Raw genomic sequence first — 14,651 nt, 5'->3', positions numbered from 1 at the left:
GAACACAAATATGTTAGAAAATTAGTTATTTAAAAGTTAACAGTGAAAACTTTAGGTCTTATATTATTTTTATTATCACTTACTTTAGTAGCAGCTAGTAATAAGGCAGAAGATATAAGAAATGATGTTTCTACAGAACAAATAAAAAGTCAAGCTTCTCAATTAACAAGATCGCCTATCATAACAAAATCATCGCAAGGAATTGTAGCTCCAGTTGTATTAAAAGATGATATAGCTGTGCTAGATGCACAAGGTAATTTATATCTATTAGATAATGAAAATCTAAGTGATTTAAAGTGGAAGTTGAATCTTCCAACAAAAAAGTATATTAGGGCAAGTCTTTTATATCAATATGATTATATTTTTTGCACGATAGAGAATGTAGTCTATAAAATAGACCCCGAAAAAGGTAAAATAATATGGCAAAAGGAACTAAAAGCTCCTGTTAGGGGTGAAGTAGCAATATTAAATGATGTGCTGATAGCTTTAACTATAGATAATTACTTATATGCAATAAGTGTAAAAGATAGCAGCTTAGCATGGAGTTACCAAGGTAGTCAGGTAGAGTTTACAAAATTAAATTCTACTTCTCCTGTAGTTAATAATGATATCATTGTTGTACCATTTTCAAGTGGCGATATAGCAGCGTTTAATGAATATGGGGAAAAGCTTTGGGAGCATAAATTACCTACTTCAGATTTTCTAGATCATCCTTTTACAGATGTTATTAGCACACCAAGAATTCAAGGGGGAAAAGTAATAGTTACAAATGGATCTGGCATATTTGCTCTTAAATTAAATTCTGGAGATGAGATTTGGTTGCAAACATTGAATGTTAAAGCTGTATCGGAAGCTAATGAAAATAGTTTGTTTATAATCACAGATGATAGTAAGGTCATAGCACTAGATCTACTAAATGGTCAGTCAATTTGGACCTTGGAATTAACAAAAATAGATAATAGCACTTACCTTAATGAACCTGTGTTTGTTCAAAATAAGTTATTTATTACAACAAATCAAGGTATGCTTATGAAGATTGATCCAAGTGCTGGAACAATTGAAAAAGTCAATAGTATACCAAAAGGAACCTATCACAGTTTGGTTTCTTCTGACTCTTCTTTCTATATTACAACAAATGGTGGTGGTTTATTTAAAATAAGGAATTTATATGAGTGATGTTTGTTATGATATCATAATTATTGGGGGAGGGCCAGCTGGGTATAAATGTGCAATTACAGCTGCACGACTTGGGCTTAAGGTTGGTTGTGTTGACAGCAACCCAGTTTTAGGTGGAACATGTTTAAATCGTGGCTGTATTCCATCAAAAGCACTACTACATTACTCACATGAATATTATAACATAGTCAACAATGTCAGTAAATTTGGCATAAAAGTAGATAATCCAAGTTTTGACTTAAACAAAATGATGGATTTTAAAAATGCTAAAGTTAATGAGTTAGGCCAAGGAATAGATTCTTTATTTAATAGTTATAAAGTTACTAAAATTACAGGAATTGGTCGTATTTCTTCTTTTGAAAAAGGCAATTTATCAGTTTCTGTTGAAGGAAAAAACATAAAAGCAAGGCATATAATCATTGCGTCAGGGTCAGATGTTGCTACTTTACCAGGAATAGAGGTAGATGAGCAAGATGTTGTATCTTCAACAGGTGCATTATCATTTCCCACTGTTCCAGGTAGGCTTGCAGTAATTGGTGCAGGAGCTATAGGGCTTGAGATGTCTTCTGTGTGGAGTAGATTAGGTTCAAAGGTTACTGTAGTTGAGTTTTTCGATAAAATTGCTGGTTCAACGGATAATGAAGTAAGCAGGAATCTGCTGTCAGTTTTAAAGAAGCAAGGTATTGATTTTAAATTAAGTAGCAAAGTTAAGGAAATTAAAAAAGAAGCTGGGGCATTACAAATAGTAATTGAATCCGCATCTGATAATACATTAAGTACTATTGAAGTAGATAAGGTATTAGTGGCTGTAGGTCGCAGGCCAGTTACTCAAAATCTTGGAATTGAAAATATTATAGAGCAAGATAGTCGTGGGTTTATTAAGGTAAATGAAAAATATGAAACAAATGTTTCTGGGGTATATGCAATTGGCGATGTAATCGGCAGGGCAATGCTGGCACACAAAGCAGAAGAAGAAGGAATTGCAGTTGCAGAGATAATAGCAGGCCAGCTTCCAAGCGTAGAGTATGACATTATTCCTTCAGTGATATATACTCACCCTGCGGTATCTTCTATCGGTAAAATAGAAGAAGAGCTAAAAAAAGAAAATGTTCAATACAAAGCTGGGAAATCTACTTTTGCTGCAAACGGCAGATCAAGAGTAGAGGGAGATACTGAAGGATTTGTTAAAATATTAGCATCAAAAGATAAGGATGAAATATTAGGCGTACATATCATTGGTGCATATGCAGATGTTCTTATTAATGAAGCAGCAGTAGCTATGGCATATGGTGCCGCTACAGAAGATATTTACCGAATATGTCATTCTCACCCTGATGTTAATGAAACATTTAGAGATGCAGCAATTAATGCATTTTTTAAAAATATTTAAGAAATACAATAAATTATCTAATCCTTTATATCTTCCTCTTTTTGATGAGTGTTTTATTAAATAGCATTTTTATTTTATTATCCCAAATTTGGGATTGCTTTCAAGTATATAATAGCTGATGGTAAGTTTGAGGAGATATTAGAGGAAAAGCAGCCATTTGGTATATATATCATATGGTATGAAATATCAGTGTTGGTAGAGAACCAAAGATGTAGTACAAGAGGTATGTAGAAATCAGAGGAAAAATTACATCAAATCATGTCCATATATATGTTTCTATATTTGAGTATAAAGTGCAAATGATTAAGGGAAGAAAACAAAATTTTCCGGAATTGAAGAATGGATTTATGGGCAGCTGGCTATTTTGTAAGGGAAATGTAACTGATCAGATGATAAAATCACTCTAAACGAGAATTGGTAAATTAGCATTCTATGCTTTTTCTCATTCTTTGGATTTCTAATCCATAGTGGTTGAATAAATAAAATAATAAATCAAAGAATATTCTAACTAATCCAGTAGTTGAGATTTTAAATAGATCTATAATATATTTTACTCTTTTGATTAATGATAAAAATTAACATCTAAAATAAACCAGAAGTTGTTCTTACTATAAGTAAAATTATGAGAAATTTATAAAATATAATATTGCAATTCAATCATAAATTGTGTAAAGACAACTCAATTGATGTAATCATGGGGGATTTTATGATAATTGATTTTTACAATACTTCTAATGCAGGTCGTAGTTCAACTTCAAAGGCTGAAACAACTGATATGGTGGAAAGTGTCTTTGATGGTGCTATGCAATCTCAAACAAGCAGCAGCTCTTCTAACGGAGAAGCTATACCTTCTGTTAAGCAGAGTTCTCCTATTGCAGAAGGGCAAGGAATAGAATTAAAAGATGGCTTATCAACAGGTGAGGAAATAAGTAATAGGCAAAAAAGAAGTTTAAATCTGATGTCTATCCTGGCTATTCTAAGAGAAGTTATGGTTCTAGCTATTCATGAAGAAATAACTGAAAGATTAAAAGGTACTGATGTTGCAATAGATGATTTTTTTACAACGCCATATGAGAAAATGGATGGCCTTAAACGTATGCTTGGTACGGTAAGGCCTATGGATTTAATGGAAATACCATATAATACAATATCTCAAAGAATGGAAGGTATTTTTACAAGAAAAGAATTTATAGATCAATTAGTGAATGGTCATAGGTTACCTCAAAGTTTTATTAGCGAGTTTACTAAGCAAGAAATCGATGGTTTTGTTCATCTAGTTCAGAATCATTATTCAGAAGTTATGAAGACAATGGCGACATATAGTTATGGTGTTGATAAGAAATTCCCATTGCCTCTTTTACCATTACTACAGAAATTAAATTTTAATGAAGCTGGACGTGTAGCAATAATAGAAAATTATGAATCAATGTTAAATTATAATAAATATGACTTATCAAATATATTTAAATTGTATTATGAGTGTCAACACAAACAGCAATTACCTTATTTTTTTAAGGAAGCTTTAGGTATTTCATTTGATACTCTGTTTTTAAGAGCTAAGTTTTTTGTTGCTTGTGCAGTAAATGAGTGGGATGAAGCTAAAACTTATTTCAATGAGCTTATTAATAACCAGAATTTAAGATCTCAAGGAAGAGTCTCTAAAGAAAATTTAGCCTACGGATCTATGGAGCTAGTATTTAAGTATAATACTGATAAGAGTGATGAATTTTTTAACTCTCTATTTGGTGAGATAAAAAGATTGGGCTTGATGCCATCTTTATTTGAATCGACAAGTCGTATTGCTGGAATTGTTCCTGCTATTAAGCATAGTCATCATGTAGCTATAGGGATGCTTTTAAGTGAACTAAAATCATTAGAGGTGGAGCAAGGTTTAAATTATCTAGAAGTTTTACAGTGTCCAGGAGACCATAAGTCTTTAAGCATATTTGAAAATGCTCTTAAAAAAAAGGATGTTAATATTGTGAAATTATTTTTAAATAAAGTAGAAGCAAATAGATTAAGAGGAGTATTGGAGAATAATAATCATGTAATATTTAAAGCTGCAGCTCGTCTCTCTAGTAAAGAAGTAATTAATTACTTGTTTGATGTAACCTACAGGTTAGGAAACGAAATAGGAAAAGAAGTGCAAATTACTGTGTTGCAAGACACTGACATATTATTATCTGCTATTGAACATAACAATAAAGAAGCAGTAGACACCTTGTTTGAGAGAGCAAGAGCGTTTGAACATATTCGGCCAATGATAATAAGGACGTTTTTTCCCTCATTTATGGATGCTGTTAATCGTGGTTATCATGAAATTGTGGCAACGTTTTTGGAAGAAGCAAAAGGAAGGAATGAAGGACTTGCACCACTACGGCATCATTTACTGTCTAATAATGATTATGAAGCGTTTAGGTCTGCTGTGCAAGGATGTCATGTTGAAGTTGTTAAAATATTAGTAGATTCAAGCAAAGAATATAGACTATTACCTTCTATGTTAGAAGCTGATGGATATGGTGCTTTCGAAATTTTTAATCACTATGTAAATAACAGAAATTATTATAAAAAAAATTATATAAAAATGATGAAATTTTTATGGGGTGAAGTTGGGCAGTTGAAAGAAGGAAAAACATTACAGCTTAGTATGTTAAAGGCTAAGGATTACTCTATGTTCCATATTGCTGGTGGTGTTGGTATAGAGGCAGTGAAATTTTTATGGAATAAGGCAGAAGAATTTGAGAAAGATGTACAGCGTGAAATGTTACAAAGCTCAGGTTATAGGGCACTTAGAATGGCTTTCGCTAATGGAGATCTAAAAGATTTAAAGTTTATATGGGATAAAGCAGAAGAATTTGGAGCAGAACGTGAGAGGATCAAGCTTGAAATGTTAAGAAACTTTGCTAATGGTAATCTTTTATTATGCAAAGATTATGAGAGTTTGAAGTTTATACTGGATAAAGCAGAAGAATTTAGAGTAGAAAGTATGGAGATGCAGCTTGCAGTGTCAGAAAAATTAGCTAGTTTACCACACCAAGATGAGTATTCGAAGTCTATGCTGGGTAAAGCAGAAAGACTTGCAGCAGACCGTAGGGGGATGCAACTTGAAATATTAGAAAAATATGCTGTTACTATGATACGCAAAGATCCTAAAAATTTTAAGTTTATATGGGATAAAGCAGGAGAATTGGGAGGAGAATTTGGAAGTGAGGCGCAACTTAAACTACTAAGAGATAATGCATCATTAATTCAAGCTCTTGATCCTAGTGCGATGGAATACTTATGGAACACAATCAAAGAGTTTGAAGAAAATATACAACGTGAAATGTTAGAACGTGGTCACTACGTAATATTTCTAAAGTCACTAGAATGTAATGTCGAATTAGTAAAAAGCATTTTAGATAGAGCACAAGAGTTAGGCATAGAACAGGGTGATATGCTGAAATATAACGAGTTTGATCTTGCCCAATTGGGTGAAGCGTATTTTCCATTTTGTACTGCAATTGAAAATGGTAATTTTGAAGTGACAAATTTGTTAATAGATAGGGCACATGAACATGGTGTGCTGCAAGGAGCATTAGAATCATCTTATGAAGTATTTGGATATAAAAGAAAATCAATGTTTTTTGAGATAATAATGCAGCAGCGCTTTTCTCCTGAAGAACAAATGTCACTTCTTGAGAGAGTCGTACCACATCTTAGTGTAGAAAAGGCAGTTGATTTATATGATGCATTAGGACAAAGCATTTCCGTAATAGACATAGAGCATTGCTTAAGGGTTGCAATTATTACTGAGAATGAAAAAGTATTTAAGTGGATGAAGGATTTTGTTACCAAGGCTGGACTTCAAAAAAGAATAGGGTTATATGATCAAGATTTAAAAGAGGCATTAGCACAAACAAGAGGGTGTACTATAAGCAAAAAGAAACGTGAGGCAGGCCTTAAGTGTATAGACTCACAAGAAGAGGAGGAAATAACAGAAGAAGAGAAAAATAAACGTATTAAAGAAGTGTTTAATATTAATGATGCAATAAGCAGGACAAATAATATTGAATTTTATGGTGAGCTTCTTGAATTTTCTCAACGAGCATCTGAAGATTTGAGTATTGACTTAGATGTTGAACAAAGATTCATAGAAAAAGTTAAAGGTATAAATTTAGATTCACTAGATCCAGAAATAAAAGACATTATAGGTGAGTTAAAAGAACAAATAGAAAATAAGGAAGAAACAAAAAATATTTTTAAAAGACCAGGAGCAGTAGAAAAGATAAAAAGAGTAGCAGAAGGCGCAGGTCTTACTAACACAGTATTCCTAGATAAGAAAGGTAGATTTCAAGATTTTATTAATACTGTTAATAGTAATCCAAAAGTTATGAATCATCTTGGAAGAGTTGGTAGAGTATCTGGCTGGGCTATGCAAGGTATGATGTATAAAAATCTTATGGGTGATCTACTGAGTGGTAATAAAGAAGGTGTAGCGATTAATTTGGGTTTTATAGCTGGTAATCCACTTTTAAGCAAAATGGCAGAAGCTGCATCTGCTAGAGGATTAGGGTTAGTTTCGGAAGGAAAGGTATTACTGGGTCAAGGCTTAAGAATGGCATCACCTTTTCTTGCACGTGTTCCTTCAGCATTTGTTATTTATGACCTAGTAAATCAAGTCAAAGCACTTAAAGCTGGTAATCAAGATGCACTAGTTGGTGTTATAGGGGATAGTATTTATATTGGAGTTGATGTTGCAGAGATTGGTATAGAAGTTGCTGAAATTGCTGGATTATTAGAAGGTGTATCATCAGTTACTGGCCCTATTGGAGCAGCAATTGGAGCTGTAATATTTATTGGTACTGATATTTATATGGCAGTTAAAACAGTTGAGGCAGAAGATAAAATTATTCACTTAACTGGAGGAGAAAAGTTTACTGAAGGTCTACGTGCATTTTTACATATGAAAATGGAAGAATCCCTAGAAAAATTAATGAAAGAAAAGCAAGCTAATAATGAATTAGTTAAAAATGCAATTAAGTTTTTAAAAGATCATACAGATATTGAAAAGTATGTTTTTCCTACTGGAAAACTTGTTGATACTAATTGTCGTATAATTTCTCATACATGTTATTATAGCAGTCGTCGGGAAGTAACTAATTTAGGATATTCAGGAAGTTGTTATGATATACCTTGTCCTCCTAGGGAAAATTATGGGCTATATCATTGTCAAGATAATACTAAGTGCGATAAAAAAATTGAATTGGATCAAGATAATACAGTATATTTGGATAAGAAGAAAACTAACATAAGGCTTAGCAGAACGAGACCAGATAAACCAGAAGGAGGAGAATTGTTTTGCTTACCGTCTGCTCCATTGCAACTTGGTGGTAATGAGAATACATATCATTGTTTTAATGCTATTGGTCTATCTTATTCAGTTGGAAGAACAGGAAATCATACTCTAATTGCTTTAGGTCAAGGTAGAGATGTAGCAGTTGGTTTTAAGGATAGTCCTCACATTCTTTTAGTTGAAAATGGTGACAAAGATTTTGGAGGTGGGGATAAAGATGATATATTTATATTACAAGGAGATAATATCTCAGGAAAATTAGATGGCAGTGGTGGAAACAATACTATAGATTTAGTAAATTTTTCACAAAATGCACATCAGCTAGTTATTGACTTAGTAGAAGGTCTGAGAGGATATGGAAAAATAGAAATATCACCAAGTAATACTTTAGAAATAAAGAATATGAATATAATAAAAGCTAGAAAAGGTAAAAAGGATATTATAAAATGTAACTATAATACACGATATGTTGATGGTGGAGGTGGAGAAAATAAAGATAATCCTGATGTTATTGATGTATTTGAGCCTGACGATAATATGCAGCTTGTAGTAAGGCCATACACTACAATTAATAATTCTGCTTATTCGAAGAATTTTACCTATACGATTTTTCCTGATATGGAAGGGAGTGCACAAGTTAATTTACTTGCTAATTATCATCACAAAACACATAACGATTTTATTTTTAATTCCACTATTGCTGACTTAAAAAATATTAATATTCAAAACATTGAAGACATTAATCTTAACATTGCTGGTAGTGGAGATATTTATAGAGATGTTTACACAGTTAAAAACATTACATTTAGTTCTCTACTACCATCATCTAATAAGGTATTCAATCTTACTATCTCAGATATTCCAGCTAATTCTAATTATATATTCAATGATAGCACCCAAATGAAGGTAGGTAAACATGGCAATCTATATGCACTGCAAAATACTGATAAGCCCATTGAAGAGATTGTAAGAGACTATCCAGCTATAGCTAATAGATTAAATATGACTATTACTGTCCAATCTAATAATGAAACAGTTATTGTTGGGCATGGTAAACATGAAGTGTTATATAACAACCCTCTTCTAAAGAGTTATTTAATAGGTAATGGTGGTGAAGATATATATGTAATTACTTTAGATGAGCAAAAATTTTGGGATAGTTCTTTTTCTGAAATAGGCATATATAATGTTGATGGTGATAGTACTTATTCCACTATAGATTTACGTAATGTAGTAAAGATACTTAAGAATGTCTTAGAAACTCAAGTTGATTTGCCAGAAGTTTTGCAAGATGGGCATGACTTATTGATTAAGTTACGTATAAAGGTCGAACAAAATACTTTGGAGAAAATTTTAAAAGGAAATAATTTAAAAGATATTTTAAAGTTTATTTTTAAAAATGGTTCTCTAGAGCAACATACTATGAGAGATATTTTAAAGCGTTATTCCCTACAAAGATTAGGTAATCAAGGGGGTAGAAATGATTTAAAGAATACCTTAAGAGAAGCTCTAGAAAAAGGCAACTTGGATGAAAATTTAGAATCTATTTTTCAACATATTTCTGGTGAAAGTATTCTAAGGGGTATTTTACAAGATGGTTTGGTAATAAGAGTGAAAGATGGTCTATTTTTTTATCAAAAGCTGCATATTTTTGTGAATAATGTACCCATGAAATTTAATTCTATTGATTATCGAGATTACCGGGACAGTAATGATAAGGTTGACCATAGGATAACTTGGATGCTAAAACCATCACCCTTGACTTTTGATAAAAAGGTAAAAACTATTGCTATAACAACAAATGACATTGAGAAAGAAAGTGAAATTATAATACAAAAGCAAGCAGGAAATTATACCTTTATGCGTTTAAGGAATGATCTAGTTGTAATGAATGACCATAGCTTAGGGGAAAGCAACCTCTGTACTGTGATATTAAGCAACTTTTATCAAGAACCTAAAATGCAAACATTGTCTATTAAATTCAATGATGTAAAAATATCACTGCAAGATGAAAAAGATAAGATTGAAAATGCAATGGCTTTCTGTCATCAAGGTTTAAAAATAAATAATATTCTCAGTATTAACGATATAAATTCTTACGATTGCTTCACTTTTGATTCAAACAAAGTACTCTTTTTAAAGTCAGAAAATGACTTAATGTTACTCTCGGATAGAGGTACATTGCTGATATCAGATTATTACTCTAGTACTCATAATAATTTAGGTTTATCAATAAAGTTAAATGATCAAACTATAAAACCAGAGGAATTCAAAAGTAAAGCTGATAATCCAAGTGCTTTCAAATATTACAAACCAAACAACGAACAAGGCTTACAAATTTATCACAATCAACCTGAGAATAAACATCAGATTGGTTTGGTAGATCTAAAAGATAAGTCTACATTAGACTGTGATATGCGGGTTATTGGTGATAGCCTAATTGTATCATCTGGGGGTAACACTATTGTAAAAGTAGAAAATTGGTCTTATAGCTCAGAGGCAAAAGAGATGATTTTTGCTTTTAGTGATGCACTAATTTCCAATGCAAAAGATATAGTTGAAGAATTTCAGCAAGAGAAGAATAGAGTGGGTAGTAAAAAAGCACCTGTTACACACCGTATAAGACACAAACGTCATAAGCACCATAGAAATCACAATTCTCAAGAGCGCCTCCGTCGTTCTGTTGGAATAGAAGATGCAGTAAGTAAAGAAGAAAGTTTAGAAGTAGAAAGAGAGGGGGTGCCAATATCAGCAAGCAGCAGTGGAGCAAGGCAGGGGTCATGGCTAAACTCAGGTGCTGCATTGGTGAAGAGATTCATTGTAGGATCAGTGTATGGTGTTGTAGATAGAGTTAAAAGTGTTGTTAGTAGTGTCTCTACTGAAGATAGAGTTAATCTGCCAAGTATGGAGGGAAATATACAGTTTGGCTATGATACTGGCTATAGCATAAAAGATAAAACTTGTCAGCACGAAGGAATAGGATCCAATAGGCAACAAGGTTTAACTGTTGGTTTTAGTGATTTTCTAAGCCATGAAAATACTTTACTGTTGCATTGTACTGCTGATGCAATGGATAAACATCCAATTAAGCGTTATCAAGAATTAAAGAACAAAGGAGTAGAAGTTGTCCCAAGCACCGATGATGTAGCTATTGAACCTGGAGTCAGTCATGCTTTTAAAGAATTTAAACGTGAGATAAAAAATGAAATTAAAAAGGCAAAACCAGAAATAATTGCAAGTTTAATAAGAGGTAAAAAGTATAGAGGTAATGTTGGCTTGGATGATGTTTTACACAAGTGTAAGGAACGCTTTAGTGAACTTCTACCGAAATTAATAACAGGCAAGTATGAATCATATGAAATCGATAAAACTTTACCATTCAATGTCACTGTATCAAACCCAGATGAGCAATTTGAGAAAGCGCAAATGTGGGTACGCAAAACTGAGTTATTAAAGAAACAAAAAAATACATTAAGACCCGCAACTGGACTCAATGATATTTCCATTACCATGAGCTCAACTCAAGTTATGGAAATATAATATAAACTGATCAATGGCTTAACCTATAAAGTATTGCTACATACAATTTGACTGGGTTAAGCTATGGTTCTTTTAAGATGATAAGCTTTATGCTACTATAGTACTTTCAAAAACAAATGATAAAGGTATAATGAGCATTTTGGGGAATGAAGGAAATGGCGTACAGCGTGGATTTACGGAAAAAGCAGTATCTTTGGTTAAAAAAGGAAAATCAAAAGCTGAGATTGCGGAGCTTTTTGAGGTGGGGATAGCGACATTATATAGGTGGCTAAAAAAGAAAGCTGCTGGTGAAAGTCTGAAACCAACGAAACCCAGTGGTTTCATACGAAAAATAGACCCACAAATGCTTGCAGAGTATGTAAAAAAGCACCCAGATCATACGCTAGCAGAGATGAAACAGAACCTTGGTTTCGGAATAAGTGCAATTTGGTATAACAGCTAAAAATCACATTAAAAAAAAGTCACAATTTATCGAGAGCGAAGTTATGAGGATAGACAAAAATTTATTAAAAAGATCGCCAAAATAGACCATTCGAGCATTGTGTATGTAGATGAAGCTGGAGTTGACAATAGGTTATATCGGGAATATGGAAGAGCTTTGCGAGGAGAGAAAATTTATGCGGATATTTTAGGTAAAAAACGCCAAAGAATTAGTATGATAGGAGGTTGGATTGAGAAAAGATTTATCGCACCAATGACTTTTACAGGTGGATGTGATAAGGAAGTGTTTAATATGTGGTTAGGGCAAATATTACTGCCACAATTGCAGCGTGGCACCACAATAATTATGGACAATGCTACTTTCCATAAAACTGCCAAAACAAAGGAATTAATAGAAAGCGCATATTGCCATCTGCTCTATCTTCCTACATATTCTCCAGATTTGAATCCCATTGAGCACTGTTGGCATACAATAAAAAGTTGGCTAAGACCTAGAATGTATCAACAAGAAAACTTATTACTTTTTTTTGGTAAAGCCATTACTGAAGCTTATCATTTAGTTTAGAATATACTATATATTTAAATTCTTCTGTCAGTTAATTCGTCACTGTCAGATTAAGTGGTGTCTGGTACAGCTAATTATTGCTTCCTCTCTCTCAGATAATTAGGGCCCATAGTTCTATAGAAGTTTCCATTTTAAGACCGTTTTAGGATTCAGGTTATATTGTTTACTTAACTGCGTGATTGTAAGCGACGATCGCTGTAATTCTGTTCACACAGCGTACGTTGTCTTGGCGCGTTTGTGTAATACCTGTCCCACAATATCTCCTTTTCTACTAAGGAATAACTTACACCATTACTTGATAGGACTAAACACCTAGTTTCGAAAGAAGTCTATTGCCAGAACGATTTTATGCTTTAAAATCTGGGAAAAAGAGTCAACTGAATAATGGTATGATCTTCGAAAGAACACTTGGTTTAAACAATTTTTAACACCAATTTTGCAGAAACTATAATTCTTGACATTTCCATAAATCTAAAAAAATCAATGAATTTGCTAAGCATCCTGACTTTTCATTGGTTTGTTATCAAAAACAGGGCCCTGTTCAAGTCTTTTCCTGCTTTCTTATGAATCGTTCAAATTATTGTGGGAAATGCTATAATACAATACCCCTGGCTCTTAGTAGAAACAGCTTCGGGGTTTAGCTTTAGTTAATAACGCAACTGATCTTTTACAAATATTTTTTAATTTGCTTTAAAAATGCATCTTCTTCTTTTTTGCTTTAGTAAACTTTTGCCTTTTTTGATACATTTTTTTATCTACCAGATCAAATTTCCCAGGGCATTTTAGTTATTTGTATAGCATTCCAAGCAATCTCTTTTTCTCTTTTCTCAAATTCACATAATTTCTTTCCTTATATACCCAAGTGACTATTTATTTAGGAAAGTACTGTAATCACAATTGACAGATTGTAGTTGATGATATGTTTTTTGTTTTTTTATAAAAACCTTGTTTTGAGTACGTAAATCAATTGCTTTCCAGTTGCTTTTCATTATGTTTAACTCATCATGTAATTTTTTTAAACAATTCCATGCATCGTTTGGGCTGTCTTGCGGTAATCTTACTTCAAGTCCATTGTTAAAAACAATATTCCAACCTTGCATATAATTAAAAGAACTTATTTGTCGACTAAGCTCAGTGTTACTGTTTATCACTGCTTTTACAAAATCTAATTCTGATAAAGCATTATTACCAAAAATAAGAACTAGCCCATCAACATAATAATCATTGATAATTACATAACCTGTAGAATCAATAACCGAAAATTGATTGCCATGATGCCAAATAGCAAATGGTTTATGTTCTTCTATACTAATCACTATAGTGTTTGGTAATATTCTTTGAACATCAACATCTTTTATCCACCTACTAAACAATTCAATGTTACGTTTGATCTTTGATAAAGATATAAATAAGATAGGTTTACTCTTATCTATGAATTCTGAAACCTCTTTTTTACTGACAAAGTGATTTCCTTGTAAAGATATAATATCGATACTCAAACCCCAATTAACCAATATATCAGATAATTTATTATTACATTTAGCAGTTGAAGAGTTTACATAGGTAATTATCCTGTCTAGATAATTAGAAAAAAATAATGAAAGTGAAAATAGGATAATAATTACAGCAGTATATTTGTGTAAAACACGTAATTTGCTCTTTTGTGTATAAGCATCCGTCCTTACAGCTTCTTTGTTCATAAACTACTCTAAACATATACCTCTAAAATAAAACTTACAACATTGCCTAATGCGTGAACAACTTTAAGCCTATGATTCCTATTATTATTAGAGAAATACATAAAATATGTGCTAAATTACTAGGCTCATTGAACAATACAACCCCAAGTATTGCTGTGCCTACAGAACCAATACCGGTCCAAACTGCATAACACGTTCCTAAAGGAATAGAACGCATAGCAAGTGCAAGAAGATATAAACTGACAGGAGTAGTAAGCATTACTGCAACTGTAGGCCAAAGACGTGTGAATCCATCACTATATCTTATCCCTAAAGTCCAAATTATTTCGATAATTCCAGCAATTAATAAGTATAACCAATTCATACAGTCTTATTTTTACTTGTCTCTTTACTATGTGGGCGAGTGACCAGGATTGAACTGGCGACATTTAGTACCACAAACTAACGCTCTACCAACTGAGCTACACCCGCCATCTCTTAAGTTAATAACTTAATAACACATTC

At 32.6% G+C, this 14,651-nt stretch carries 7 protein-coding genes and 1 tRNA gene; 5 read left to right on the top strand and 3 right to left on the bottom strand.

Features of this window, described 5'->3' with window-relative positions; translation table 11 throughout:
- Positions 1-42 precede the first annotated feature (42 nt).
- From AACL09_RS02990 to AACL09_RS02970, 5 genes are all read left to right on the top strand, one after another.
- Positions 43-1,176: a PQQ-binding-like beta-propeller repeat protein gene (locus AACL09_RS02990; protein ID WP_339048850.1), complete on the top strand. Its 1,134-nt coding sequence runs from the start codon at positions 43-45 to the stop codon at positions 1,174-1,176.
- A complete protein-coding gene (lpdA, locus tag AACL09_RS02985; RefSeq protein ID WP_339048848.1) occupies positions 1,169-2,566 on the top strand; it encodes a dihydrolipoyl dehydrogenase in 1,398 nt (465 codons plus the stop codon). Before AACL09_RS02990 ends, lpdA begins: the two co-directional genes overlap by 8 nt.
- 706 nt (positions 2,567-3,272) lie before the next feature.
- Positions 3,273-11,441: a hypothetical protein gene (locus AACL09_RS02980; RefSeq protein WP_339048846.1), complete on the top strand. Its 8,169-nt coding sequence runs from the start codon at positions 3,273-3,275 to the stop codon at positions 11,439-11,441.
- Positions 11,442-11,571: 130 nt separating this feature from the next.
- Positions 11,572-11,883, top strand: a complete 312-nt coding sequence (locus AACL09_RS02975) for an IS630 transposase-related protein (RefSeq protein ID WP_339048434.1) — start codon at positions 11,572-11,574, stop codon at positions 11,881-11,883.
- Between the two features lie 24 nt (positions 11,884-11,907).
- Positions 11,908-12,447: an IS630 family transposase gene (locus AACL09_RS02970; protein WP_339048963.1), complete on the top strand. Its 540-nt coding sequence runs from the start codon at positions 11,908-11,910 to the stop codon at positions 12,445-12,447.
- 866 nt (positions 12,448-13,313) lie between these two features.
- On the opposite strand, the gene AACL09_RS02965 is transcribed toward AACL09_RS02970, so the two are convergent.
- The 3 genes from AACL09_RS02965 to AACL09_RS02955 all read right to left on the bottom strand — a co-directional run bounded on the left by AACL09_RS02965 (position 13,314) and on the right by AACL09_RS02955 (position 14,618).
- Entirely contained in the window at positions 13,314-14,147 is an 834-nt protein-coding gene (locus AACL09_RS02965; RefSeq protein ID WP_339048844.1) for a cell division protein FtsQ/DivIB, read from the bottom strand.
- 46 nt (positions 14,148-14,193) lie between these two features.
- Positions 14,194-14,511 carry a multidrug efflux SMR transporter gene (locus tag AACL09_RS02960; protein ID WP_339048842.1) on the bottom strand — a complete coding sequence of 106 codons (318 nt, stop codon included), beginning with the start codon at positions 14,509-14,511 and terminating at the stop codon, positions 14,194-14,196.
- A 34-nt stretch (positions 14,512-14,545) separates the two neighbouring features.
- Positions 14,546-14,618, bottom strand: a tRNA-His gene (locus AACL09_RS02955).
- Positions 14,619-14,651 lie beyond the last annotated feature (33 nt).

The sequence above is a fragment of the Candidatus Mesenet endosymbiont of Phosphuga atrata genome (assembly GCF_964020175.1).
Lineage (GTDB): Bacteria > Pseudomonadota > Alphaproteobacteria > Rickettsiales > Anaplasmataceae > Mesenet.
This window is presented reverse-complemented; position numbering and strand designations above follow the sequence as displayed.